This is a genomic window from Salmonella sp. 32100201201700099SM (genome assembly GCF_017572645.1).
Taxonomy (GTDB): domain Bacteria; phylum Pseudomonadota; class Gammaproteobacteria; order Enterobacterales; family Enterobacteriaceae; genus Salmonella; species Salmonella enterica.
In genome coordinates, this window is record NZ_JAGERQ010000004.1 from 137335 (window position 1) to 163859 (window position 26525).

Below are 26525 nucleotides of genomic sequence, written 5' to 3' on the forward strand. Positions count from 1 at the left end.
TCTATGAGGATTGCCTTCACAAAAAATAACATATTTTGTTATTTTTTGTGAAACAACTCACCGCAATTGTTTATAAAAACGCCTATATTCACATAACAAAACATAATATCACGTAAATTAACATGGAGTGATAATGACAACAGGAACTGATTTTCATGTCGGCATTGTGGGGCTTGGCTCAATGGGAATGGGCGCTGCGCGTTCATGCCTGCGCGCCGGGCTTTCCACATGGGGGGCCGATCTTAACCCGCAAGCGTGCGCGAATCTTCTTGCTGAAGGGGCTTGTGGGGCTGCCGCCAGCGCCAGGGAGTTCGCCGGCGTCGTGGATGCGTTAGTCATTCTGGTCGTCAATGCCGCCCAGGTCAGACAGGTGTTATTCGGTGAGGATGGCGTCGCCCATCTGATGAAACCCGGAAGCGCGGTGATGGTCTCGTCTACGATCTCAAGCGCCGACGCGCAAGAGATCGCCGCGGCGTTGACGGCATTGAATCTTAACATGCTGGATGCGCCGGTTTCCGGCGGCGCGGTAAAAGCGGCGCAGGGCGAAATGACGGTGATGGCCTCCGGGCGCGAGGCGGCGTTTACCCGCCTGAAGCCTGTGCTGGACGCCGTTGCCAGCAACGTTTATCGCATCAGCGATACACCGGGCGCAGGCTCAACCGTCAAAATCATTCATCAACTGCTGGCTGGAGTGCATATTGCGGCGGCGGCCGAAGCGATGGCGCTGGCCGCGCGGGCCGGTATTCCTCTGGACGTGATGTATGACGTCGTGACCCATGCCGCCGGAAACTCCTGGATGTTCGAAAACCGTATGCAGCATGTCGTTGACGGCGACTATACCCCGCGTTCGGCCGTCGACATTTTTGTCAAAGATTTGGGGCTGGTTGCCGACACGGCGAAAGCGCTGCGCTTCCCCTTACCGCTGGCCTCTACGGCGTTAAATATGTTCACCAGCGCCAGTAACGCCGGTTATGGCAAAGAGGATGACAGCGCTGTGATCAAAATTTTCTCGGGGATTACTCTGCCTGGCGTCACGCCTGAGGAGCCGTCATGTTAAAAATTGGCGTCATTGCCGACGATTTTACCGGCGCGACTGACATCGCCAGTTTTCTGGTCGAAAACGGGATGCCGACAGTGCAGATCAATGATGTCCCAACCGGGACGCAACCGGAAGGGTGCGACGCGGTGGTTATCAGCCTGAAAACCCGCTCATGCCCGGCGCAAGAGGCGATAAAACAATCGCTGGCGGCGCTGGTATGGCTGAAAAAACAGGGCTGCCAGCAAGTCTATTTCAAATATTGCTCGACTTTCGATAGTACCGCCGAAGGCAATATCGGCCCGGTCACCGATGCGCTGATGGTGGCGCTGGATACCTCATTTACCGTGATTTCTCCCGCGCTGCCGGTTAACGGACGCACGGTTTATCAGGGCTATCTGTTTGTCATGAACCACTTGCTGGCGGAGTCCGGTATGCGCCACCACCCTATCAATCCGATGACCGACAGCTACCTGCCGCGTCTGATGGAAGCGCAGGCGCAAGGACGCTGCGGCGTTATTCCGGCTCAGACGCTTGATGAAGGCGTTGCCGCGCCCCGTGCGGCGCTGTCGCGTTTACAGCAGGAAGGATATCGCTACGCGGTACTTGACGCGCTCAATGAGCGGCACCTGGAAATCCAGGGCGAGGTTTTGCGTGATGCCCCGCTGGTGACTGGCGGTTCCGGGTTGGCAATGGGGCTGGCGCGTCAGTGGGCGAAGCACGGCGTTTCTCAGGCCCGTTCCGCAGGCTATCCACTGAGCGGTCGCGCGGTGGTGCTTTCCGGTTCCTGTTCGCAAATGACGAATCAGCAGGTGGCTTTCTATCGACAACATGCTCCCACACGCGACGTTGACGTGGCGCGCTGCCTGTCATCCGAGACGCGCGAGGCCTACGCTGAAGCGCTGGCGCAGTGGGTGCTCAGTCAGGACAGCGAACTGGCGCCAATGATTAGCGCCACCGCCTCCACGCAGGCGCTGGCCGCCATCCAGCAGCAATATGGCGCTACCGAAGCCAGCCATGCGGTAGAGGCGCTCTTTTCCCTGCTGGCCGCTCGCTTAGCGGAAGGCGGTATCACCCGGTTTATTGTGGCGGGCGGCGAAACCTCGGGCGTGGTGACGCAAAGCCTCGGTATTACCGGTTTTCACATCGGACCGTGCATTTCACCCGGCGTGCCGTGGGTCAACGCGCTCCATGCGCCAGTCTCGCTGGCGCTAAAGTCAGGTAATTTTGGCGATGAATCCTTTTTCATCCGCGCTCAAAGGGAGTTTCAGGTATGACGATACTGGCAAAAGAAGAGCACGCTTTGCGAGAAGAGATGGTCAGGATAGCCGCCTCGTTTTTCCAGCGCGGCTATGCCACCGGCTCGGCAGGCAACCTCTCGCTGTTACTGCCGGACGGCAATATTCTGGCGACGCCCACCGGTTCGTGTCTGGGTAATCTCGACCCGCAGCGGCTATCCAAAGTGGACCCACAGGGCGAATGGCTCAGCGGCGATAAACCGTCTAAAGAGGTGCGTTTTCATCTGGCGTTGTATCGCAATAACCCTTGCTGCAAGGCCGTGGTTCATCTGCACAGCACCTGGTCAACGGCGCTTTCCTGTCTCGAAGGACTGGACCCGCAAAATGTGATTCGCCCGTTTACCCCCTATGTGGTGATGCGGATGGGGGACATTCCGCTGGTTCCCTACTATCGCCCGGGGGATGACCGAATTGCCCGCGATTTGGCAGCGCTGGCGGCCCGGCATCAGGCCTTTTTACTGGCTAATCATGGGCCGGTCGTGTGCGGGGAGAATTTGCAGGAAGCCGCTAATAATACCGAGGAGCTGGAAGAGACGGCAAAGCTGATTTTTATCCTTGGCGAACGCCCGATTCGTTATTTAACCACCGAAGAAATTGCGCAGTTAAGGAGATAACCCGATGCCGCGTTTTGCCGCCGCTGCCGCAGCCGGTTTTCAGGCCGTTGAGTTTCTGTTCCCCTACGGCTTTGCCGCGAGCGAGATTAAAGCCCAGCTATCGCGTCATGATCTGACGCTGGCGCTGTTTAATACTTCGGCGGGCGATACCGCGGCGGGCGAGTGGGGACGTGCCGCGCTACCGGGGCGCGAACACGACGCGCGCGCCGATATTGAACTGGCTCTGGAATACGCTCTGGCGCTGGAATGCGAGCAGGTTCACATCATGGCGGGCGTAGTGCCGGATGGCGCTGATGGCGCACGTTATCGCGCCACGTTTATCGATAATTTGCGTTATGCCGCCGACCGGTTTGCCGCCCACGATAAACGTATTTTGATCGAAGCGCTGAGTCCCGGCGTTAAACCCGGCTACCTCTTTTCCAGCCAATATCAGGCGCTGGGCATCGCAGAAGAGGTTGACCGCCCGAATGTGTTCATCCAGCTCGACACTTTCCACGCACAAAAAGTGAATGGCAATTTGAGTCACCTGATTCGCGAGTACGCGGGCCGCTATGCCCATGTACAAATCGCCTCACTACCGGACAGACATGAACCGGATGATGGCGAGATCAACTACCCATGGCTGTTCCGGCTGTTCGATGACGTAGGTTATCGCGGCTGGATAGGCTGCGAATACCAACCACGGAATACCACGCAGGACGGGCTTGGCTGGTTTAACGCCTGGCGCTAACCCTGAACTACCCTACACAACAATAAAGAGGACATCCGAATGCAGATTATCATTACCGGCGGGGGCGGCTTTTTAGGCCAGAAACTCGCAAGCGCCTTATTAAACTCATCGCTGGCGTTTAACGAACTGCTTCTTGTTGATTTAAAAATGCCTGCACGGTTATCAGATTCCCCTCGTTTACGCTGCCTGGAAGCTGACTTAACCCAGCCGGGCGTGCTGGAGAATGTGATTACCGCTAATACCTCTGTTGTTTATCATCTCGCTGCGATTGTCAGCAGTCATGCGGAAGACGATTTCGATCTGGGATGGAAAGTTAACCTGGATCTTACCCGCCAGTTACTTGAGGCGTGTCGTCGACAACCGCAGAAAATTCGTTTTGTCTTCTCCAGCTCGCTTGCCGTTTATGGCGGTACGCTGCCGGAATGCGTCACCGATACCACCGCGCTCACGCCGCGCTCGTCTTATGGCGCGCAGAAGGCCGCCTGTGAACTGTTGGTCAACGACTATACCCGCAAAGGCTATGTGGATGGGCTGGCGCTGCGTTTGCCGACGATCTGTGTTCGCCCGGGTAAACCAAACCGCGCTGCCTCTTCTTTTGTCAGCGCGATTATTCGTGAACCGTTGCAGGGCGAGACGATCGTCTGCCCGGTGTCGGAAAGTTTGCGGCTGTGGATTTCCAGCCCAGCGACGGTGATCCATAACCTGTCGCTGGCCGCAACGTTACCCGCGCCTGGCGAGGCGAGCAGCATCAACTTACCGGGGATCAGCGTAACCGTGGGCGAGATGCTGGAAACGTTGCGTCAGGCGGGCGGTCAGGCGGCGCGCGATCGGGTTACGCATCAGCGCGACGAAGGCGTCGAGAAAATTGTCGCCTCCTGGCCGGGACGTATCGATAACCAGCGTGCGCTGGCGTTAGGTTTTGTCGCCGATAAACGTTTCGATGACATTATCGAACGCTTTCGACAAGATGATATGGAGGGGAGGTCATGACAAGTTTACCGACCCCAATTATCGGCCTGATCGTTGCCGTTTTCGTGCTGGTATGGCTGGTGTTACGCACCCGTGTTCATGCGCTGATCGCGATGCTGGCGGCGGCCTGCATCGCCGGTCTGTTGGGGGGAATGGGCATTGATAAAACGCTCTCTGTCATCACCAGCGGATTCGGTACGACGCTGGGCAGCATTGGCCTGGTGATTGGTCTCGGCGTAATGATGGGGCGCTTGCTGGAGGTTTCCGGCGCGGCGGAGCGTATCGCCTGGAGCTTTATCAAATGGCTGGGGAAACGCCGTGAAGAGTGGGCGCTGGCAATCACGGGTTATATTGTCAGCATCCCCATTTTCGTCGATTCCGCTTTTGTCATTCTTTATCCGGTGGCGAAAGCGCTGGCGAAAAGCGGTAAACGTTCGCTACTGACGCTGGGCGTCGCGCTGGCGGGCGGGCTGGCGGTCACTCACCATACGGTACCTCCGACGCCCGGTCCGCTGGGGGTAGCCGGGATTTTTAACGTCGACATCGGCGCAATGTTATTGACCGGGATGGCGCTGGCGGTGCCCTGTGTGATCGGCATTGTGTTCTATGCGCAGTGGCTGGATAAACGCTACCCTGATTTCGTGCCGCGTACGCTGAACGCCGATGAAGTTAATGCCGCGCTGGAGCAGTACAATAAAGAGAAAGAGCAAAAGGATCTGCCGAGCCTGACGCTCTCTCTGCTGCCTATTGTGGTGCCGATCGTGCTGATCTTCCTGAAGGCTATCTGCTCCACTCTCGCCACCATAGAAGGATGGTCCGGCCTGGCGACGCATCCGGTGGTACAGGCAATCAACTTTGTGGGAAGTCCGGTGATCGCGTTGGCCATCAGCGTTCTGCTGGCGGTGTATACGCTGGTGCCGCGCATGGATAAACATACCACTGCAGAGCGTCTGGAAGAGGGCTTGCAAAGCGCCGGGATTATCTTACTGGTCACGGGCGCTGGCGGCGCGTTGGGCGCGATCCTGCGCGACAGCGGCGCGGGGCAACAGCTGGCGGAGCAGGTTGCCAACCTGCCGATCTCGCCGATCCTGATCCCGTTTATCGTGGCGACGCTGGTACGCCTGATTCAGGGATCGGGGACGGTGGCGATGATCACTGCCGCCTCGATTTCCGCGCCGATCCTGGCGCAGATCCCCGGCATCAATATGTTGCTTGCCGCTCAGGCCGCAACGATGGGGTCGCTGTTCTTCGGCTACTTCAACGACAGCCTGTTCTGGGTGGTTAACCGCATGATGGGCGTCTCTGATGTCAAACAGCAGATGGTGGTTTGGTCTGTACCGACGACCATTGCCTGGGCGATTGGCGGCACCGGCGTGGCGCTGATTAACCTGCTGTTCGGTTCCGGCGGCAGTTGGCTCGATCCGTTACTGCCGATTGTCGTTCTGGCGGCAATTATGCTGTGGGTGCGTTGGCAGGCGCAGGGGATCAAAGACAAGCTGGTAGTTAAGGATTAAGACGGTATTATCCGTCCGGGAGCGCAATGCTCCCGGACTGGCTACGATGATGGGGCGTGCTCCCCGCAATCCCATTGCGAACGTAAAAAATCAATAAATGCGCGTACTTTTGTCGATACATGGCGGGCGTCCGGATAAACGGCATAAATGCCCTGACGGGGAAAATGATAGTCGGGTAACAGGTGAATTAACGTTCCATCCTCCAGTGCGGTGTTGACTAACCATTGCGGCAGTAATGCGACGCCGCTTCCCGCGAGAGCGAAGGCCATCAGCGAGCGCGCGCTGTCGACAGAAATTTTTCCGGCTTTGCTTATCTCCAGGCGTGAGTGTTGGCCATGATTATTCGTTACTGTCCACCGTAGCGGCGTAGGTAATCGCTCATGAATAATCCATTCCGCCTGGGCCAACGACTCCAGTGATGAAACAGGGTTGCGGGCGAGCCACTGCGGCGCGGCGACCGGCAGAATGGTAAAGCGGGATATCAGCGCGGCGCGATAGCGGGAGTCCGCCAGCGAGCCAAGCCGAATCGCCACATCAAAGCGCTCGGCAATTAAATCGGCATGATGTGATGAGGACATATGCCGAATACGGAGATCGGGATGGCGCTGACTAAACTGCGCCAGTACCGGAATGACCACCTGTTCGCCAAACTCGGACGTAGTGGTAATACGTAACTCGCCGCCCAGCCCACTATGGCTGGCACGCACTTCATCCTGCAAATTTTTCGCGGCGTTGAGTAAATTCACGCCTTTTTGGTAAAAGAGGACGCCGGCGTCTGTGAGCGTCAATCGTCGGGTGGAACGTAGCAGTAACGTTACGCCAAGCTCTTTTTCAAGCTGCCGAATATTAAAACTCACTACTGCTTTTGTTTGGCCCGATGCGGCCGCCGCCGCCGTGAAGCTGCCGCTATCTACCACGGCGATAAACAGCGACATACGCTGCAAATTGAGCATGGCGAGCTCCTTTACTGTCAAAATTATTTTGACAGTATATCGTTGAAGCGCGGACTTATCTGGCTTTCTCCGGACGGCTACATTAGCGCCTCTGACGGAGGATGTATAATGACGTATCGCAGTAAAGTGGCAGTGGTTTACCTGCTCGGCTTCTTTCTTGATCTGATTAATCTGTTTATTGCTAGCGTGGCTTTTCCTGCGATGTCCGTGGATCTGCATACGTCCATATCGGCGCTGGCATGGGTGAGTAATGGTTATATCGCAGGATTAACGCTGATCGTTCCGTTTAGCGCGTTTCTTTCGCGTTATCTCGGCGCACGACGGCTGATCATATTTTCGCTCATTCTGTTTAGCGTTGCCGCCGCTGCCGCAGGTTTTGCCGATTCCTTACACAGCCTTGTTTTCTGGCGTATTGTGCAGGGGGCGGGCGGTGGCTTATTGATCCCGGTTGGTCAGGCGTTAACCTGGCAACAGTTTGAACCGCATGAACGCGCTGGCGTGTCATCGGTTGTCATGATGGTGGCGCTACTGGCGCCGGCATGTTCGCCTGCGATTGGTGGGCTGCTGGTGGAAACGTGCGGCTGGCGCTGGATATTCTTTGCCACGCTGCCGGTGGCCGTTCTCACTTTATTGCTCGCTTATTGTTGGCTGAACGCCGCGTCGACGACAATGGCGTCAGCAAGATTGCTCCATCTGCCGCTGTTGACGGACAGGCTGCTGCGTTTTGCCATGATCGTCTATCTGTGCGTACCGGGTATGTTCATTGGTATCAGCGTGGTCGGGATGTTTTATCTACAGAACATCGCGCAGCTATCGCCTGCGGCGGCGGGGTCGCTGATGCTCCCCTGGTCGATCGCTTCATTTGTCGCCATTATGCTTACCGGACGTTATTTCAATCGGCTTGGGCCGCGTCCGCTGATTATCGTCGGCTGTCTTCTTCAGGCCGCAGGGATACTGCTTTTAACTAACGTTACGCCTGCGACATCGCACCGTGTACTGATGATGATATTCGCCTTAATGGGCGCTGGCGGCAGTTTGTGCAGCAGTACTGCGCAGAGTGGCGCTTTCCTGACTATTGCTCGCCGGGACATGCCTGACGCCAGCGCGCTATGGAATCTTAATCGTCAGCTCAGCTTTTTCCTTGGCGCGACGCTGTTGACGCTGCTGTTAAACGCGCTCCAGCGCGTTATGTCGCTTGAGGTTGCTTATCGCTGGACCTTTATTGCCGCCGCCGGTATCACCCTGCTGCCCCTTATTTACGCTGTCTGTCTGAACAATAGACAGGCGCTTCTGTGCCTGAAAAAGGAAAGACCATGAATCCATATAAAGATGAAATTATTCACGCCCATGCGGCGATTGAGAACTGGCTTAGTAAGGGGGTGGGTAGCCTGGAGGCGTTGATAGCGCGTTTTGCTGTTGATTTTACGATGATAACGCCAGGAGGTATTTGTCTGGATTATCCGGCGCTCGGCGCTTTTTTCCAGGCGCAGCGCGCGTGTCGCCCGGGGCTGGTTATCGTGGTTGAGCACATTGACCTTGTGGCGGAGTGGCCGGAAGGTGCCGCGCTGCGTTATCGTGAGCGCCAGCAACTGCCGGGTCAGGCTGAGACGGTACGCTGGTCGACGGTCATTTTAAAAAGGGAAAGAGGACGGATAGTCTGGCGTCATTTACACGAAACGACAGCCACAGCCTGAAAAGCCTGTGCTGGCGCGTGGGCCCGATAACGCGGCGCTATCGGGCCCGACACGTTTACACCAGACTTTTCAGCCGATAGATCCACTCCAGCGCCTGGCGTGGCGTCAGGGAGTCCGGATCGAGATTCTCCAGCGCTTCAACGGCAGGCGATGTCTCCTCCGGGGCGGCAAGCAACGACATTTGCGTGCCGTCCACCTGCGTTGCCGCCGCATTGGGCGAGATGCTTTCCAGCTCGCGGAGTTTTTGGCGCGCGCGTTTGATGACTTCTTTAGGGACGCCCGCAAGCGCCGCGACCGCCAGGCCATAGCTCTTACTTGCCGCGCCGTCCTGCACGCTGTGCATAAACGCGATAGTATCGCCGTGTTCCAGCGCATCCAGGTGGACGTTCGCCACGCCTTCCATTTTCTCCGGTAATTGGGTCAGCTCGAAGTAGTGGGTAGCGAACAGCGTTAACGCTTTAATCTTATTCGCGAGATTCTCCGCGCAGGCCCAGGCCAACGACAGCCCGTCATACGTGGAGGTACCGCGCCCGATTTCATCCATCAATACCAGACTGTTTTCCGTGGCATTATGCAGAATGTTCGCGGTTTCGGTCATCTCCACCATAAAGGTCGAACGCCCGGAGGCCAGGTCATCCGCTGCGCCGACGCGGGTAAAAATACGGTCGATGGGGCCGATTTCCACGTTTTGCGCCGGAACGTAACTGCCGATATAGGCCAGCAGGGCGATCAATGCCGTTTGCCGCATATAGGTACTTTTACCGCCCATATTGGGGCCGGTAATGATCAACATCCGGCGCTGCGGCGACAGGTTGAGCGGGTTAGCGATAAACGGCTCATTCAGTACCTGTTCAACCACCGGGTGGCGACCTTCGGTAATACGGATACCGGGTTTATCGGTAAATGTCGGGCAGGTGTAATTCAGCGTCCAGGCGCGTTCGGCCAGGTTAACCAGCACATCCAGCTCCGCCAGCGCGTTGGCGCTCTGCTGTAAATCGGCCAGATGCGGCAACAGCAGATCAAACAATTCGTCATATAGCTGTTTTTCCAGCGCCAGCGCTTTGCCTTTCGAGGTCAGAACTTTATCTTCGTACTCTTTTAGCTCAGGAATAATGTAGCGTTCGGCATTTTTCAGCGTCTGGCGACGCACATAATTGATGGGCGCCAGATGGCTTTGACCACGGCTAATCTGAATGTAATAACCATGTACCGCGTTATAGCCGACTTTCAGCGTATCCAGCCCGGTACGCTCGCGTTCGCGAATTTCCAGACGATCGAGATAATCGGTGGCGCCATCCGCCAGCGCGCGCCATTCGTCCAGCTCTTCATGGTAGCCGGGCGCAATAACGCCGCCGTCGCGGACCAGTACCGGCGGCGCGTCAATAATGGCGCGTTCCAGGAGGTCGCGCAGTTCGGCGAAATCGCCCATTTTTTTACGCAACGCCTGTACCGGCGCGCTGCCAACGGTTTCAAGCTGAGCGTGCAATTCCGGCAGTTGCTGAAAGGCGTGACGCATTCGGGCGAGATCGCGCGGACGCGCGGTGCGCAGCGCCAGACGCGCAAGGATACGCTCCAGATCGCCGACCTGACGCAGCACCGGTTGCAGTTCGCTGACGGTGTCCTGCAAGGCGCCGATGGTCTGCTGGCGTTCACGCAATATGTCGGTATTTCGTACCGGCATATGCAGCCAGCGTTTAAGCATTCGGCTACCCATTGGCGTCACGGTACAGTCAAGCACCGCGGCGAGGGTATTTTCGACACCACCGGCCAGGTTTTGGGTAATTTCCAGATTGCGGCGGGTCGCGGCATCCATAATGATGCTGTCCTGCTGGCGTTCCATCGTAATGGAACGAATATGCGGCAGGGAGGTGCGCTGGGTATCTTTTACGTACTGTAACAGGCAGCCTGCCGCACATAATCCACGCGAGGCATTTTCGACGCCGAAACCGACCAGATCCCGCGTACCGAACTGCAGATTTAACTGCTGGCGGGCGGTATCAATCTCAAACTCCCACAACGGGCGACGGCGCAGACCCCGGCGTCCCTCTATTAACGCCATTTCAGCAAAATCTTCGGCATACAACAGTTCGGCGGGATTGGTGCGCTGCAGCTCTGCGGCCATCGTTTCACGGTCGGCGGGTTCGCTCAGACGAAAGCGCCCGGAGCTGATATCCAGCGTGGCGTAACCGTAGCCTTTACCATCCTGCCAGATAGCCGCCAGCAGGTTATCCTGACGCTCCTGTAACAGGGCTTCATCGCTGATGGTGCCAGGCGTAACGATACGCACGACCTTACGTTCAACGGGACCTTTGCTGGTGGCCGGATCGCCAATCTGTTCGCAAATAGCGACGGATTCGCCCTGATTGACCAGTTTCGCGAGGTAGTTTTCTACGGCGTGGTGCGGGATACCCGCCATAGGGATAGGTTCGCCAGCCGATGCGCCGCGTTTGGTCAGCGAAATATCGAGCAACTGCGACGCACGCTTTGCGTCGTCATAAAACAGCTCGTAAAAGTCTCCCATACGATAAAAGAGCAGGATCTCCGGATGCTGGGCTTTCAGCTTGAGATACTGCTGCATCATGGGGGTGTGGTTGGAGAAGTCCTTATCAAATGACTCATTCATATTGATTTTACTCGTTTTTTTATTCTTTCAAGTGTTCATGTGGCCCCGGGTAAAACCCTTATAAACTCACATAAACCCATAAATTTGTAGCTCACCTGTAGCCTAAAATGTGACAGGTTACATTCTCATCATTCCTGGACTACAACAGGGGTGATACTTTGAAAACAACTCTCAGCCAGCCTTTCATTATCAACAAGTTAAGTATCAATGTTAAGCCTGCACTCAGTCGCTCTGGAAAAATCGTTTTCGAAGCTAACCCAGCTCAAAAACTCTACATTGTTTTCGATGACCACAGAGAAGCTCCTGCTGGTTTCGGGGTAAAAGCCAGTTTGACGAAAAAAACCTACGTAATCCAGCGAAGAGTAGCCTCGTCAGATCGTAATGTCAGTGAGGGTAGGAAGCCAAGTTCTGTCTTGAAAGTAAAAGTTGAAAATGTGTTCGATTTTCCAAATATTGACGAAACAAGGCAATCTGCAGGCAATTAGTTCAGACCATGTTCGCAACAAAGAGAAATCACAACAAAATTAAGAGGGAAACGGATGCTTCCGAACTCAAGACCGTAATCAAGATTGTGTTGCATGAAGGCAAGCCGATCCATTTCGCCACCACGGTTATTGTGCTTTATTCCGATAGGTATCTTGAGCTGTGCGATCTTTACTCTTCTCAGGCGATCGAGTAACTACCTGCGTCGGATTACGGCTTCGTTTTTTGGTCTGCGATCTTAATGATGAAATGGGCGGAAAAACGCGAAATTTAGACGCTATTACGAATGAGCAATGGTACTTATTGAAGGCTATATCATTGCCATAATGCAGGGAGGGTTAATATTATATAATTCTATTTCTAGACTACTTTATTTTAAAAAAAGACAGATTGCCTGAACAGAAAGAACCGGTGTCAATGTAGATTTGATTGGCGAATGTTGTTGTGTAGTCAACAATCATATGGCCGAAGATGAAAGTATCCGCACCGCGTATTGGATGGATATTCCCCTGTAACGAACTAAGCAGACGATCGCGTGACCATAGAACGCTATCAATATCAACTTGCTTCCCATAATCGTAGCTGTCATCTGGATAATCGGCATGGGCAATCACGTACTTCTTTGAGGACGTTTTAACCTCTATGATGTGAGGACGCTGCTTAAAAGTTAGTAATAGCTCAGTGGCTTCTTGCCTGTCTTTTTGGGTGACCGAGTCGTACCAGTAACCACCGTTTACATACCAGAAATTGCCATCCTGTGTTTCAAAAGCGTCAAGCGCCATAGCTTCATGATTACCCACTACAGAAATAAACCATGAGGTATTTAACAGTCTCAGTGTTTCAAGGTTTTCTTTTCCTCGATCAATGTTATCTCCAGTGGAGATCAATAGATCGGTATCAGGAGAGAAATTTAATTGAGCCAGTCTGGTTAACAATAAGGAGTAACATCCATGAATATCACCAACGACTCAAATGTGGCGATAGAGATCGCTGTTGATGTCAGCATAACGAATTAATTCCATGATGTTCCTATAGCACAATTTTGGAGGCTGGTATTATAACAAAGAAGTAGGGTAATATTAATTTTTATTGTTTAAAATACACAGTTATTAAAATAGCCTACAAGCTAGAAATGAACAGATAATATATATTTTATGAATCGGTTAATTAAAGTAGACGATGTGCTTGAAAGATGCGCTATTTCTCGCGCAACACTTTCCTGATTAATTGCAAAGGCATACTTTCCCGCTCAGCGGCACGACAGATGCGCAGGCACTGCCGGGGCTGATTAGCCAGACTCACCGTAAAATCAGGGAAGCCTCGGCTGACGGCGCTTATGACACGCGCTATTGCCATGATGTGTTATTAATCAGGCCGCTAATCCCGCCACGAAGCGGTGCGCGATACTGGCCGGGCAAGTACCATGAGCGTAACCACGCGGTGGCGAATCAACATCTGAGCGGCAGCAATGAGGTCTGGAAAAGAAAGTGGGCTATCACCGTCGTTCAGTAGTGGAAACAGCGATGTTCCGTCTCAAAACCTTGCTGGGCGGCCATCTGAGCCTGCGGAACTATGACGCGCAGGTGGGTGAAGCGATGGCGATGGCGATGGCGATGGTCAAAGCGCTGAACCGGATGACGTTGTTGGCAATGCTGACCAGCGTCAGGCTCGTATAACGAGTGCTCCGGCGGGAGTCCTGTATCCTTATCGTTGGCCGATTCTGAATTATTCAACAAAGCCTCATGTTGTCATAACCTACCAGATGCAGATAAAGCAGCATAAAGCGTTTTAAACGACAGCAACAAGGAAAGGGGTTGATCGTTTAATGGTACTGCGCCAAATCCTTTGTACCAGTCGCAGACCTGTTTATTTTTGGCATCAATAAGCAGGGCTACGCCACCGACCTGCAAAGCCGCCTGTATGCAACGCTTTCCGGCAGATAACAAAAGTTGTGCTCCCAGCCCTTGCCCCTGCATAGATTTGTCTACGGCTAAACGACCCAGACGAAACACTGGCACATCATATCTCCCTAATCCTTTGCTGATTGCGCCGGGAACCTGTGCATATATCAGTGATGCAGGACTGACTGAGTAAAAGCCGTGGATACGTGTAACATCCGAATTATCAAGCGCAACGTAGGTTTTTGTTGTCCCTTTCTCATGATTTTGTCGTGCATGGCGTTGCAGGAATTGGTTCAGATCGGCATCCCCACAATCAAAATTCATTCGATTGTGAGTTTTCCCTATCGCGGCCTCATGCCAGTCTGTAAACATCATTTCTTCATGTCCGGCAGGGCGAAAGCAGCGGCAAGAAGCTTTTCATTCGGCGCTGGCGGGTTATCTAAAATTTCCATGATCATTTGAGTATCACGCTCCGTCAGATATACCCGTTCGGCGGCATCAACAATCTTCTGTGCGACAGGTAGTACGTTACTGACCACAAAATCCGTCAGGTTGGTTTGCTGGATTGCCGCAGCGCGGACTATCAACTTTTTGGCATCCGTCGATACACGTAACGACAATCTTTCGTTAGATTCTATAGCTATCTGAGGCATGGTTTTCATCCTCCTGTTTATGAACAATATGTACAATTATAATACATATCTGTACGCTTTCAAAGCGTACATGTGAGGCTGATATAGTCCAGACATGGCAAGAAGGTCGTTCACTGTCTTTAAACAGGGCATTAACTTCGGTTTATCGCGATTGCATTATTTTAATCTCACTGATTACGTATCATCAGGGAGTTTGCTAAATATATTCATGATTCTCTTTTTTGCCGTAACTGCTTGATTGATCCTACCCGCGTAGTATGAACACAACCCTAAGCGGCGGACATCTCCTGCTCACGTTCAGAAGAAGAGAGCTGAGTTTGCTGTTTGCTTCGCCAGCTGTAGAGCTGTGATTTATACAGGTTAAGCTCACGGGCGGCAGCGGGCACCCCAATGCGTTCCGCCAGTTTCAGGGCTTCCTGACGAAATTCAGGCGTGTGCTGCTTGCGTGGCTTTTTGGTGGTTGATGCTGGTTTTGTTATGTGAGTCACCTCTTGCTTGAGCGTTTACTCACTTAGTTGTGTGTCCACTATTGCTGGGTAAGTTCAAAAGAACGTTATCCGCGAAAAGTGGATGGGGTATCGTAAGAATGCCAACATGTGGGGCAAGAGGGGGATGTCAGTTTATCGCGATATACGAGACGATAGTTTATCAGTATAAGTTTCGGCTATTTTCCCGAGTTTGGGAGGCCGTTCTTTATCACAAATAAAAAAAGCAGCAGCGAGGTGCTGCTGTATCAAAAAGCAGATTGATAAATGCAACGTAAGAGACAAATGGCCAACCGTAAAAGTGACCATAGCTATAATAATTATATTGATATTAAGTGGTAATGCAAAATATGGTCTTAATTATATCATGATGAGTTCAGTCAGCGGTGATATGGCCTTATAAGGCTTGCAGTCTTTCATGGGCAGCAAGTAACGTCTGATATATGCTTAAATTCTTACTTCCGGGTTCAAGTAGAACTTTTTTAAATTCGGTCATGAGTTGCTCTTCATCTTCTTTCGAACGCATGTATTGTGGATGTTCCTGGAAGAAGGTAAGCGCCTGTTCTTTGGTTTGTTTATATTTTTCGCAAAAAATGCTTGAGCTGATTGCGCTATTTTTTGATGCGGAATTATCAGCGTTCTGGTTTGATAATGATTTATTCTTCGCAAGGTCTGACGGCACATACGGAAGAGACTGACACTCATCAATACTATTTGCGTTGGCCAGTTGCTCTTTCTGAGCGCCAGGTTGCTGTACCGGTTTGCTCACGGAGGAAGGGAGGGGCACCTGGGCACAGCCGATCAGTAAAAAGACAGGAAGACAGCTATAAAATTTTTTCATATTAACTCCAACTACAGAAGAATGAGGCGCCATGTTTTTACACAACCGTCAGAATGTTATCTGACAATAGTGATAAGGGGCGAATGCGTTTCAGGAATGCTAGCAAAAAAAACTCCTGATATAAATAATTAATTCTCCATCCCGACGACAATATCTGAATTTTTGCTGCTGTAGAACAATAAGCCATAATTTGTATACTATGAGCTGATTTTCTATTTTAAATCAGCAAGCGCTGTGCAAGTTGGCTAATTTAATTAGCGGGTGGCATCAGTTTCATAATGATTGCATCAGGATTTTGCCACCCGCTCCTGGTATTGTTTACATATTAAAATGATTTTTAACTGGTGCTGACAACTATGCTAAATACGCAGGAAGTACTTAAAGAAGGAGAGAAGCGGAAAATCCGCAGCCCGGAAGCATGGTTTATACAGACGTGTTCCGCGCAAAAGCTGCATATGTCATTTTCTGAAAGCCGACACAATGAAAACTGCCTGATTCAGGAAGGCGCGCTGCTTTTTTGCGAGCAGGCCGTTGTCGCACCAGTATCAGGAGACCTGGTTTTTCGACCGTTAAAAATTGAAGTACTCAGCAAATTACTGGCATTTATCGATGGCGCAGGATTAGTGGACACGACATATGCTGAATCCGATAAATGGGTTTTGCTGAGTCCTGAGTTTCGCGCTATTTGGCAAGATCGTAAACGCTGCGAGTACTGGTTTTTGCAGCAAATTATTACGCCTTCTCCGGCCTTCAATAAGGTACTGGCGCTGTTACGAAAAAGCGAGAGTTACTGGTTGGTTGGCTATTTACTCGCTCAGTCAACCAGCGGCAACACGATGAGAATGCTGGGAGAAGACTATGGCGTTTCTTATACCCATTTTCGTCGTTTGTGCAGCAGAGCGTTGGGCGGAAAAGCGAAGAGTGAATTACGAAACTGGCGTATGGCGCAATCGCTGCTGAATAGTGTAGAAGGCCACGAGAACATCACCCAATTAGCCGTTAATCATGGTTACTCATCGCCTTCACATTTTTCTAGTGAGATCAAAGAGCTGATCGGCGTTTCGCCGCGGAAATTATCAAATATTATTCAATTGGCAGACAAATGAAGACACATATTCTTTTGGCCAGAGTGCTGGCATGTGCCGCGCTTGTTCTGGTTGCACCTGGTTATTCTAGTGAAAAAATACCTGTAACGGGAAGTGGGTTTGTTGCGAAAGACGATAGCCTGCGGACATTTTTCGATGCCATGGCGCTACAGCTAAAGGAGCCTGTCATTGTTAGCAAAATGGCGGCACGAAAAAAAATTACGGGCAACTTTGAGTTTCACGATCCTAACGCATTACTGGAGAAGCTTTCCCTACAACTGGGGCTGATTTGGTATTTCGATGGGCAGGCTATCTATATTTATGACGCCAGTGAAATGCGCAATGCCGTGGTTTCTTTACGCAACGTCTCACTCAATGAGTTCAACAATTTTCTAAAACGCTCAGGTTTATATAACAAAAATTACCCGCTACGTGGCGATAACCGTAAAGGAACATTCTATGTTTCAGGGCCACCCGTCTATGTTGATATGGTGGTCAACGCCGCCACCATGATGGACAAGCAAAACGATGGTATTGAGCTGGGACGCCAGAAAATAGGGGTGATGCGTCTGAACAATACCTTCGTGGGCGATCGTACCTACAATCTGCGCGATCAGAAAATGGTTATTCCCGGTATTGCTACGGCCATTGAAAGGTTATTGCAGGGAGAAGAGCAACCCTTAGGTAATATTGTCAGTAGCGAACCCCCGGCGATGCCAGCATTTTCAGCGAATGGAGAAAAAGGTAAAGCAGCAAATTATGCCGGTGGCATGAGTCTGCAGGAAGCTTTAAAGCAAAATGCCGCGGCGGGCAATATTAAAATCGTGGCCTATCCGGATACCAACAGTTTGTTAGTAAAGGGAACGGCTGAGCAGGTGCATTTTATCGAAATGCTGGTTAAAGCGCTGGATGTCGCCAAACGTCACGTAGAATTATCCCTGTGGATTGTCGATCTTAATAAAAGCGATCTGGAGCGTTTGGGCACTTCATGGAGCGGCAGCATAACTATTGGGGACAAACTTGGCGTGTCATTAAACCAGTCTTCAATAAGTACCCTCGATGGCAGCCGATTCATCGCCGCGGTCAATGCGTTAGAAGAGAAGAAACAGGCGACGGTGGTTTCGCGTCCGGTATTACTGACTCAGGAAAATGTTCCCGCTATTTTTGATAACAACAGAACGTTTTACACCAAGCTGATTGGGGAACGTAATGTGGCGCTTGAGCATGTAACATACGGAACAATGATCCGAGTGCTGCCCCGTTTTTCCGCAGATGGTCAGATAGAAATGTCGCTGGACATTGAAGATGGCAACGATAAGACGCCGCAATCCGATACTACCACCTCCGTAGATGCGTTACCCGAAGTCGGGCGAACGTTAATTAGCACTATTGCAAGAGTTCCGCACGGAAAAAGTTTGCTGGTCGGTGGTTATACACGGGATGCAAATACCGATACTGTCCAAAGTATTCCGTTTTTAGGCAAATTACCGCTTATTGGTAGCCTGTTCCGTTATTCCAGTAAGAATAAAAGTAATGTTGTTCGTGTGTTCATGATTGAACCAAAAGAAATTGTCGACCCGTTAACGCCGGATGCCAGCGAATCGGTAAACAATATTCTGAAGCAAAGCGGTGCCTGGAGTGGGGACGATAAGTTACAGAAATGGGTTCGTGTTTATCTGGATAGAGGTCAGGAGGTAATTAAATGATTCCTGGCTCAACCTCCGGTATTTCATTTTCCAGAATATTGTCCCGGCAGGCATCTCATCAGGATGCGACCCAGCATACTGATGCGCAACAGGCGGAAATACAACAGGCCGCAGAGGATTCGTCTCCAGGGGCGGAAGTACAAAAATTTGTCCAGTCGACGGACGAAATGTCAGCGGCGCTGGCGCAATTTCGTAACCGTCGCGATTATGAAAAAAAATCCAGTAATTTATCTAACAGTTTTGAACGCGTGCTGGAGGATGAGGCTTTACCGAAGGCGAAGCAAATATTAAAGCTAATTAGCGTACATGGCGGCGCGTTAGAAGATTTTTTACGTCAGGCGCGTAGCTTATTTCCTGACCCCAGTGATTTAGTCCTTGTGTTACGCGAATTGCTTCGTCGTAAAGACCTGGAAGAGATCGTGCGGAAAAAGCTGGAGTCGTTACTTAAGCACGTTGAAGAGCAAACCGATCCGAAGACCCTCAAGGCAGGGATTAATTGTGCGTTGAAGGCCCGGCTTTTTGGGAAAACATTATCGTTAAAACCAGGCTTATTGCGCGCCAGCTATCGGCAATTTATCCAGAGTGAATCACATGAAGTGGAGATTTACTCTGACTGGATAGCCAGTTATGGCTATCAACGTCGACTGGTGGTACTGGATTTTATCGAGGGTTCGCTATTAACCGATATTGACGCGAATGACGCCAGCTGTTCGCGCCTGGAGTTTGGCCAGCTTTTACGACGCCTGACGCAACTTAAAATGTTGCGCTCCGCTGACCTACTGTTTGTGAGTACATTGTTGTCGTATTCGTTTACCAAAGCGTTTAATGCGGAGGAGTCGTCGTGGCTACTACTGATGCTTTCGCTATTGCAACAGCCACATGAAGTGGATTCGCTGTTAGCCGATATTATAGGTTTGAATGCGTTATTGCTTAGTCATAAAGAACATGCATCCTTTTTGCAGATATTTTATCAAGTATGTAAAGCCATACCCTCTTCACTCTTTTATGAAGAATATTGGCAGGAAGAATTGTTAATGGCGTTACGTAGTATGACCGATATTGCCTACAAGCATGAAATGGCAGAACAGCGTCGTACTATTGAAAAGCTGTCTTAATTTAATATTAACAGGATACCTATAGTGCTGCTTTCTCTACTTAACAGTGCTCGTTTACGACCTGAATTACTGATTCTGGTACTAATGGTGATGATCATTTCTATGTTCGTCATTCCATTACCTACCTATCTGGTTGATTTCCTGATCGCACTGAATATCGTACTGGCGATATTGGTGTTTATGGGGTCGTTCTACATTGACAGAATCCTCAGTTTTTCAACGTTTCCTGCGGTACTGTTAATTACCACGCTCTTTCGTCTGGCATTATCGATCAGTACCAGCCGTCTTATCTTGATTGAAGCCGATGCCGGTGAAATTATCGCCACGTTCGGGCAATTCGTTATTGGCGATAGCCTGGCGGTGGGTTTTGTTGTCTTCTCTATTGTCACCGTGGTCCAGTTTATCGTTATTACCAAAGGTTCAGAACGCGTCGCGGAAGTCGCGGCCCGATTTTCTCTGGATGGTATGCCCGGTAAACAGATGAGTATTGATGCCGATTTGAAGGCCGGTATTATTGATGCGGATGCTGCGCGCGAACGGCGAAGCGTACTGGAAAGGGAAAGCCAGCTTTACGGTTCCTTTGACGGTGCGATGAAGTTTATCAAAGGTGACGCTATTGCCGGCATCATTATCATCTTTGTGAACTTTATTGGCGGTATTTCGGTGGGGATGACCCGCCATGGTATGGATTTGTCCTCCGCTCTGTCTACTTATACCATGCTGACCATTGGTGATGGTCTTGTCGCCCAGATCCCCGCATTGTTGATTGCGATTAGTGCCGGTTTTATCGTGACTCGCGTAAATGGCGATAGCGATAATATGGGGCGGAATATCATGACGCAGCTGTTGAACAACCCATTTGTATTGGTTGTTACGGCTATTTTGACCATTTCAATGGGAACTCTGCCGGGATTCCCGCTGCCGGTATTTGTTATTTTATCGGTGGTTTTAAGCGTACTCTTCTATTTTAAATTCCGTGAAGCAAAACGTAGCGCCGCCAAACCTAAAACCAGCAAAGGCGAGCAGCCGCTCAGTATTGAGGAAAAAGAAGGGTCGTCGTTAGGACTGATTGGCGATCTCGATAAAGTCTCTACAGAGACTGTACCGTTGATATTACTTGTGCCGAAGAGCCGGCGTGAAGATCTGGAAAAAGCTCAACTTGCGGAGCGCCTACGTAGTCAGTTCTTTATTGATTATGGCGTGCGCCTGCCGGAAGTATTGTTACGCGATGGCGAGGGCCTGGACGATAACAGCATCGTATTGTTGATTAATGAGATCCGTGTTGAACAATTTACGGTCTATTTTGATTTGATGCGAGTGGTAAATTATTCCGATGAAGTTGTTTCCTTTGGCATTAATCCAACAATCCATCAGCAAGGTAGCAGCCAGTATTTCTGGGTAACGCATGAAGAGGGGGAGAAACTCCGGGAGCTTGGCTATGTGTTGCGGAACGCGCTTGATGAGCTTTACCACTGTCTGGCGGTGACGCTGGCGCGCAACGTCAATGAATATTTCGGTATTCAGGAAACAAAACATATGCTGGACCAACTGGAAGCGAAATTTCCTGATTTACTTAAAGAAGTGCTCAGACATGCCACGGTACAACGTATATCTGAAGTTTTGCAGCGTTTGTTAAGCGAACGTGTTTCCGTGCGTAATATGAAATTAATTATGGAAGCGCTCGCATTGTGGGCGCCAAGAGAAAAAGATGTCATTAACCTTGTGGAGCATATTCGTGGAGCAATGGCGCGTTATATTTGTCATAAATTCGCCAATGGCGGCGAATTACGAGCAGTAATGGTATCTGCTGAAGTTGAGGATGTTATTCGCAAAGGGATCCGTCAGACCTCTGGCAGTACCTTCCTCAGCCTTGACCCGGAAGCCTCCGCTAATTTGATGGATCTCATTACACTTAAGTTGGATGATTTATTGATTGCACATAAAGATCTTGTCCTCCTTACGTCTGTCGATGTCCGTCGATTTATTAAGAAAATGATTGAAGGTCGTTTTCCGGATCTGGAGGTTTTATCTTTCGGTGAGATAGCAGATAGCAAGTCAGTGAATGTTATAAAAACAATATAAGGGCTTAATTAAGGAAAAGATCTATGCAACATTTGGATATCGCTGAATTAGTTCGTTCCGCACTGGAAGTAAGTGGTTGCGATCCTTCATTAATTGGAGGAATAGATAGCCATTCAACAATTGTTCTGGATTTATTTGCATTGCCAAGTATCTGTATCAGCGTCAAGGACGATGATGTATGGATCTGGGCGCAATTGGGTGCTGGCAGCATGGTGGTATTACAACAGCGGGCTTATGAAATCTTAATGACCATAATGGAAGGATGCCATTTTGCCCGCGGCGGGCAATTACTACTGGGGGAGCAGAATGGGGAGCTAACGCTTAAAGCCTTAGTGCATCCGGATTTTTTATCTGACGGTGAAAAGTTCTCTACTGCCTTGAATGGGTTTTACAACTATCTGGAAGTTTTTAGTCGGTCGCTAATGAGATGAAAACACCTCGTTTACTGCAATATCTGGCCTACCCACAAAAAATAACCGGCCCAATTATTGAGGCGGAATTGCGCGATGTGGCCATTGGCGAACTGTGTGAAATACGCCGTGGCTGGCACCAAAAACAGGTTGTTGCACGTGCGCAGGTGGTTGGCTTACAGCGGGAACGCACCGTGCTGAGCCTTATCGGCAATGCCCAGGGGCTGAGCCGCGATGTCGTGCTTTATCCCACTGGACGTGCGTTATCGGCGTGGGTGGGATACTCAGTATTAGGCGCGGTGTTGGATCCGACAGGGAAAATCGTTGAGCGTTTTGCCCCTGAAGTGGCGCCGATTAGCGAAGAACGCGTTATTGATGTCGCACCGCCGTCTTACGCTTCGCGCGTTGGCGTCCGTGAACCGCTGATTACCGGTGTGCGCGCGATTGACGGGTTATTGACCTGTGGCGTAGGCCAGCGAATGGGCATTTTTGCCTCCGCAGGATGCGGTAAGACCATGCTGATGCATATGCTGATCGAGCAAACGGAGGCGGATGTCTTTGTTATCGGTCTTATCGGTGAACGAGGCCGTGAGGTCACTGAATTCGTGGATATGTTGCGCGCTTCGCATAAGAAAGAAAAATGCGTGCTGGTTTTTGCCACTTCCGATTTCCCCTCGGTCGATCGCTGCAATGCGGCGCAACTGGCGACAACCGTAGCGGAATATTTTCGCGACCAGGGAAAACGGGTCGTGCTTTTTATCGATTCCATGACCCGTTATGCGCGTGCTTTGCGAGATGTGGCACTGGCGTCGGGAGAGCGTCCGGCCCGTCGAGGTTATCCCGCCTCCGTATTCGATAATTTGCCCCGCTTGCTGGAACGCCCCGGGGCGACCAGCGAGGGAAGCATTACTGCCTTTTATACGGTACTGCTGGAAAGCGAGGAAGAGGCGGACCCGATGGCGGATGAAATTCGCTCTATCCTTGACGGTCACCTGTATCTGAGCAGAAAGCTGGCCGGGCAGGGACATTACCCGGCAATCGATGTACTGAAAAGCGTAAGCCGCGTTTTTGGACAAGTCACGACGCCGACACATGCTGAACAGGCATCTGCCGTGCGTAAATTAATGACGCGTCTGGAAGAGCTCCAGCTTTTCATTGACTTGGGAGAATATCGTCCTGGCGAAAATATCGATAACGATCGGGCGATGCAGATGCGGGATAGCCTGAAAGCCTGGTTATGCCAGCCGGTAGCGCAATATTCATCCTTTGATGACACGTTGAGCGGTATGAATGCATTCGCTGACCAGAATTAAAGTTTTACAGCGGCGCTGTACGGTATTTCATTCACAGTGTGAGTCGATATTACTTCGCTATCAGGATGAGGACCGCGGGCTGCAGGCCGAGGAGGAGGCGATCCTTGAACAAATAGCGGGTCTGAAATTGTTATTAGATACGCTGCGTGCAGAAAACAGACAGCTCAGTCGTGAGGAAATTTATACGTTATTACGTAAGCAGTCTATTGTTCGCCGGCAGATAAAAGATTTAGAACTCCAGATTATACAAATTCAGGAAAAACGGAGCGAGCTGGAAAAGAAAAGGGAAGAGTTTCAGAAAAAAAGTAAATATTGGTTGCGCAAAGAAGGGAACTATCAACGCTGGATAATTCGTCAGAAAAGACACTATATCCAGCGAGAGATACAGCAGGAAGAGGCCGAGTCAGAGGAGATAATTTAATGGGCGATGTGTCAGCTGTCAGTTCATCCGGGAACATTTTACTGCCGCAGCAGGATGAGGTTGGCGGTTTATCAGAAGCATTAAAAAAAGCGGTGGAAAAACATAAGACAGAATATTCCGGTGATAAAAAAGATCGCGACTATGGCGATGCTTTCGTAATGCATAAAGAAACGGCTTTACCGGTATTACTGGCGGCATGGCGACATGGCGCGCCAGCGAAATCAGAACATCACAATGGCAACGTTTCTGGTCTGCATCATAACGGAAAAGGCGAACTCAGGATTGCTGAAAAACTGTTGAAAGTCACTGCTGAAAAATCTGTCGGTTTGATTTCTGCGGAGGCCAAAGTAGATAAATCCGCAGCGTTGCTATCGCCTAAAAATAGGCCGTTAGAAAGCGTAAGCGGTAAAAAATTATCTGCTGATTTAAAAGCCGTGGAATCCGTTAGTGAAGTAACCGATAACGCCACGGGAATCTCTGACGATAATATCAAGGCATTGCCTGGGGATAATAAAGCCATCGCGGGCGAAGGCGTTCGTAAAGAGGGCGCGCCGCTGGCGCGGGATGTCGCACCTGCCCGAATGGCCGCAGCCAATACCGGTAAGCCTGACGATAAAGATCATAAAAAGGTTAAAGATGTTTCTCAGCTTCCGCTGCAACCAACCACTATCGCCGATCTTAGCCAATTAACCGGCGGCGATGAAAAAATGCCTTTAGCGGCGCAATCAAAGCCGATGATGACTATTTTTCCCACTGCCGATGGCGTGAAAGGAGAGGATAGCTCGCTGACTTACCGTTTTCAGCGCTGGGGAAATGACTATTCCGTCAATATTCAGGCGCGGCAAGCAGGGGAGTTTTCGTTAATACCGTCAAATACGCAGGTTGAACATCGTTTGCATGATCAATGGCAAAACGGTAATCCCCAGCGCTGGCACCTGACGCGAGACGATCAACAAAATCCGCAGCAGCAACAGCACAGACAGCAATCTGGCGAGGAGGATGACGCCTAATGTCATTGCGTGTGAGACAGATTGATCGTCGCGAATGGCTATTGGCGCAAACCGCGACAGAATGCCAGCGCCATGGCCGGGAAGCGACGCTGGAATATCCGACGCGACAGGGAATGTGGGTTCGGTTGAGCGATGCAGAAAAACGGTGGTCGGCCTGGATTAAACCTGGGGACTGGCTTGAGCATGTCTCTCCCGCTCTGGCGGGGGCGGCGGTTTCTGCCGGTGCTGAGCACCTGGTCGTTCCTTGGCTTGCTGCAACAGAGCGACCGTTTGAGTTGCCCGTGCCGCATTTGTCCTGTCGGCGTTTATGCGTAGAGAACCCCGTACCGGGAAGCGCGCTGCCGGAAGGGAAATTGTTGCACATTATGAGCGATCGGGGCGGCCTGTGGTTTGAGCATCTTCCTGAACTGCCTGCAGTCGCGGGCGGCAGGCCGAAAATGCTGCGTTGGCCGTTGCGCTTTGTAATCGGTAGCAGTGATACGCAGCGTTCTTTGCTGGGCCGAATCGGGATCGGAGATGTACTCCTGATTCGTACTTCCCGTGCGGAAGTTTATTGCTACGCGAAAAAGTTAGGTCATTTCAACCGTGTTGAAGGGGGAATTATTGTGGAAACGTTAGATATTCAACATATCGAAGAAGAAAATAATACAACTGAAACTGCAGAAACTCTGCCTGGCTTGAATCAATTGCCCGTCAAACTGGAATTTGTTTTGTATCGTAAGAACGTTACCCTCGCCGAACTCGAAGCCATGGGGCAGCAACAGCTATTATCACTGCCGACCAATGCTGAACTTAACGTTGAAATTATGGCGAATGGTGTTTTGCTGGGTAATGGCGAACTGGTACAGATGAATGACACCTTAGGCGTTGAGATCCATGAATGGCTGAGCGAGTCTGGTAATGGGGAATGATATCTCATTAATTGCCTTACTGGCATTTTCCACCCTGTTGCCATTTATTATTGCGTCAGGAACCTGTTTCGTTAAATTTTCTATTGTATTTGTCATGGTGCGTAACGCCCTGGGATTGCAGCAGATACCTTCAAATATGACGCTTAACGGCGTCGCATTGCTGCTTTCTATGTTTGTTATGTGGCCAATAATGCATGATGCCTACGTCTATTTTGAGGACGAAGATGTCACCTTTAATGATATTTCGTCATTAAGTAAACACGTTGATGAAGGTCTGGATGGTTATCGCGATTATCTGAGCAAATATTCAGATCGCGAGTTAGTTCAGTTTTTTGAAAACGCGCAACTGAAGCGTCAGTATGGAGAAGAGACCGAGACGGTAAAGCGTGACAAAGATGAAATTGAAAAACCATCAATATTTGCGTTATTACCTGCTTATGCGCTGAGCGAAATAAAAAGCGCGTTTAAAATTGGTTTTTATCTCTATTTGCCCTTTGTTGTCGTCGACCTGGTGGTATCCAGCGTGCTACTGGCGCTGGGGATGATGATGATGAGTCCGGTGACGATATCTACACCTATTAAGCTGGTGCTTTTTGTCGCGCTTGATGGCTGGACCTTACTGTCTAAAGGATTGATATTACAGTATATGGACATTGCAACATGACATCATTACGAGAC

At 50.8% G+C, this 26525-nt stretch carries 23 protein-coding genes and 4 pseudogenes; 20 read left to right on the forward strand and 7 right to left on the reverse strand.

Annotated features, from left to right (window positions below):
* Positions 1-133 precede the first annotated feature (133 nt).
* Genes ltnD through J4685_RS08035 form a run of 6 tightly spaced genes read left to right on the forward strand, consistent with a single transcriptional unit; the run spans position 134 to position 6161 of the window.
* On the forward strand, positions 134-1057 hold the full coding sequence (gene ltnD / locus J4685_RS08010) for an L-threonate dehydrogenase (protein ID WP_000206951.1): 924 nt from the start codon (positions 134-136) through the stop codon (positions 1055-1057).
* Positions 1051-2313: a 3-oxo-tetronate kinase gene (otnK, locus tag J4685_RS08015; protein WP_000912483.1), complete on the forward strand. Its 1263-nt coding sequence runs from the start codon at positions 1051-1053 to the stop codon at positions 2311-2313. Before ltnD ends, otnK begins: the two co-directional genes overlap by 7 nt.
* Entirely contained in the window at positions 2310-2948 is a 639-nt protein-coding gene (locus J4685_RS08020; RefSeq protein WP_000153636.1) for an aldolase, read from the forward strand. Before otnK ends, J4685_RS08020 begins: the two co-directional genes overlap by 4 nt.
* 4 nt (positions 2949-2952) lie before the next feature.
* The gene (locus J4685_RS08025; protein ID WP_001136881.1) at positions 2953-3678 is read left to right on the forward strand and encodes an HPr family phosphocarrier protein; all 726 of its coding nucleotides are present in this window, start codon (positions 2953-2955) and stop codon (positions 3676-3678) included.
* A 39-nt stretch (positions 3679-3717) separates the two neighbouring features.
* Positions 3718-4668, forward strand: a complete 951-nt coding sequence (gene denD / locus J4685_RS08030) for a D-erythronate dehydrogenase (protein ID WP_001165726.1) — start codon at positions 3718-3720, stop codon at positions 4666-4668.
* Entirely contained in the window at positions 4665-6161 is a 1497-nt protein-coding gene (locus J4685_RS08035) for a GntP family permease (protein ID WP_000202715.1), read from the forward strand. Before denD ends, J4685_RS08035 begins: the two co-directional genes overlap by 4 nt.
* Positions 6162-6202: 41 nt before the next feature.
* Here the strand turns inward: J4685_RS08035 and J4685_RS08040 are convergent, their stop codons facing one another.
* Positions 6203-7135 (reverse strand): LysR family transcriptional regulator, encoded by a 933-nt coding sequence (locus J4685_RS08040; RefSeq protein WP_000216310.1) that lies wholly within the window; start codon positions 7133-7135, stop codon positions 6203-6205.
* A gap of 87 nt (positions 7136-7222) precedes the next feature.
* Here J4685_RS08040 and J4685_RS08045 point away from each other — a divergent pair, with 87 nt between their 5' ends.
* Both J4685_RS08045 and J4685_RS08050 read left to right on the forward strand, forming a co-directional pair.
* Entirely contained in the window at positions 7223-8431 is a 1209-nt protein-coding gene (locus J4685_RS08045; protein WP_000222390.1) for an MFS transporter, read from the forward strand.
* Entirely contained in the window at positions 8428-8808 is a 381-nt protein-coding gene (locus J4685_RS08050; protein ID WP_001070461.1) for a DUF4440 domain-containing protein, read from the forward strand. Before J4685_RS08045 ends, J4685_RS08050 begins: the two co-directional genes overlap by 4 nt.
* A 55-nt stretch (positions 8809-8863) precedes the next feature.
* On the opposite strand, the gene mutS is transcribed toward J4685_RS08050, so the two are convergent.
* Positions 8864-11431, reverse strand: coding sequence for a DNA mismatch repair protein MutS (gene mutS, locus J4685_RS08055; protein WP_001005811.1), 2568 nt, complete (start codon positions 11429-11431; stop codon positions 8864-8866).
* A 158-nt stretch (positions 11432-11589) separates the two neighbouring features.
* Here mutS and J4685_RS08060 point away from each other — a divergent pair.
* Positions 11590-12110 (forward strand): annotated as a pseudogene (locus J4685_RS08060) (cytoplasmic protein).
* Between the two features lie 169 nt (positions 12111-12279).
* On the opposite strand, the pseudogene pphB reads toward J4685_RS08060, so the two are convergent.
* Positions 12280-12936 (reverse strand): annotated as a pseudogene (gene pphB / locus J4685_RS08065) (protein-serine/threonine phosphatase).
* 226 nt (positions 12937-13162) lie between these two features.
* On the opposite strand from pphB, the pseudogene J4685_RS08070 reads away from it, so the two are divergent.
* A pseudogene (locus tag J4685_RS08070) lies at positions 13163-13590 on the forward strand (transposase); the annotation flags it as partial.
* A gap of 72 nt (positions 13591-13662) precedes the next feature.
* Here J4685_RS08070 and J4685_RS08075 read toward each other — a convergent pair.
* The 4 genes and pseudogenes from J4685_RS08075 to invH all read right to left on the reverse strand — a co-directional run bounded on the left by J4685_RS08075 (position 13663) and on the right by invH (position 15794).
* On the reverse strand, positions 13663-14190 hold the full coding sequence (locus J4685_RS08075; protein ID WP_000971655.1) for a GNAT family N-acetyltransferase: 528 nt from the start codon (positions 14188-14190) through the stop codon (positions 13663-13665).
* The gene (locus J4685_RS08080; RefSeq protein WP_000855694.1) at positions 14187-14477 is read right to left on the reverse strand and encodes a DUF1778 domain-containing protein; all 291 of its coding nucleotides are present in this window, start codon (positions 14475-14477) and stop codon (positions 14187-14189) included. Before J4685_RS08080 ends, J4685_RS08075 begins: the two co-directional genes overlap by 4 nt.
* A gap of 269 nt (positions 14478-14746) precedes the next feature.
* Positions 14747-14947, reverse strand: a pseudogene (locus J4685_RS08085) (transposase); the annotation flags it as partial.
* A 403-nt stretch (positions 14948-15350) separates the two neighbouring features.
* The gene (gene invH / locus J4685_RS08090) at positions 15351-15794 is read right to left on the reverse strand and encodes an SPI-1 type III secretion system invasion lipoprotein InvH (protein ID WP_000715096.1); all 444 of its coding nucleotides are present in this window, start codon (positions 15792-15794) and stop codon (positions 15351-15353) included.
* A gap of 455 nt (positions 15795-16249) precedes the next feature.
* Between invH and invF the strand changes: the two genes are divergently transcribed.
* The 10 genes from invF to spaP are packed head-to-tail and all read left to right on the forward strand — an operon-like array spanning position 16250 to position 26511.
* Complete coding sequence (invF, locus tag J4685_RS08095; RefSeq protein WP_001674874.1) at positions 16250-16900, forward strand: type III secretion system transcriptional activator InvF; 651 nt, start codon at positions 16250-16252, stop codon at positions 16898-16900.
* Entirely contained in the window at positions 16897-18585 is a 1689-nt protein-coding gene (gene invG, locus J4685_RS08100; protein WP_000848102.1) for a type III secretion system outer membrane ring protein InvG, read from the forward strand. The genes invF and invG overlap by 4 nt, the downstream gene beginning before the upstream one ends.
* On the forward strand, positions 18582-19700 hold the full coding sequence (gene invE, locus J4685_RS08105) for a type III secretion system gatekeeper InvE (RefSeq protein ID WP_000612166.1): 1119 nt from the start codon (positions 18582-18584) through the stop codon (positions 19698-19700). The genes invG and invE overlap by 4 nt, the downstream gene beginning before the upstream one ends.
* A gap of 24 nt (positions 19701-19724) precedes the next feature.
* Positions 19725-21782: a type III secretion system export apparatus protein InvA gene (gene invA, locus J4685_RS08110; RefSeq protein ID WP_000927219.1), complete on the forward strand. Its 2058-nt coding sequence runs from the start codon at positions 19725-19727 to the stop codon at positions 21780-21782.
* A 23-nt stretch (positions 21783-21805) separates the two neighbouring features.
* Positions 21806-22213, forward strand: a complete 408-nt coding sequence (gene spaK / locus J4685_RS08115; protein ID WP_001164071.1) for an SPI-1 type III secretion system chaperone SpaK — start codon at positions 21806-21808, stop codon at positions 22211-22213.
* Positions 22210-23505, forward strand: a complete 1296-nt coding sequence (gene invC, locus J4685_RS08120) for a SctN family type III secretion system ATPase InvC (RefSeq protein ID WP_000856761.1) — start codon at positions 22210-22212, stop codon at positions 23503-23505. The genes spaK and invC overlap by 4 nt, the downstream gene beginning before the upstream one ends.
* Positions 23483-23926, forward strand: coding sequence for an SPI-1 type III secretion system protein SpaM (gene spaM, locus J4685_RS08125; RefSeq protein ID WP_000555884.1), 444 nt, complete (start codon positions 23483-23485; stop codon positions 23924-23926). The genes invC and spaM overlap by 23 nt, the downstream gene beginning before the upstream one ends.
* Positions 23926-24936: an SPI-1 type III secretion system protein SpaN gene (gene spaN / locus J4685_RS08130; protein WP_000503101.1), complete on the forward strand. Its 1011-nt coding sequence runs from the start codon at positions 23926-23928 to the stop codon at positions 24934-24936. Before spaM ends, spaN begins: the two co-directional genes overlap by 1 nt.
* Positions 24936-25847, forward strand: coding sequence for an SPI-1 type III secretion system protein SpaO (gene spaO / locus J4685_RS08135; RefSeq protein ID WP_000058733.1), 912 nt, complete (start codon positions 24936-24938; stop codon positions 25845-25847). The genes spaN and spaO overlap by 1 nt, the downstream gene beginning before the upstream one ends.
* Entirely contained in the window at positions 25837-26511 is a 675-nt protein-coding gene (spaP, locus tag J4685_RS08140) for an SPI-1 type III secretion system export apparatus protein SpaP (protein WP_000526017.1), read from the forward strand. Before spaO ends, spaP begins: the two co-directional genes overlap by 11 nt.
* Positions 26512-26525 lie beyond the last annotated feature (14 nt).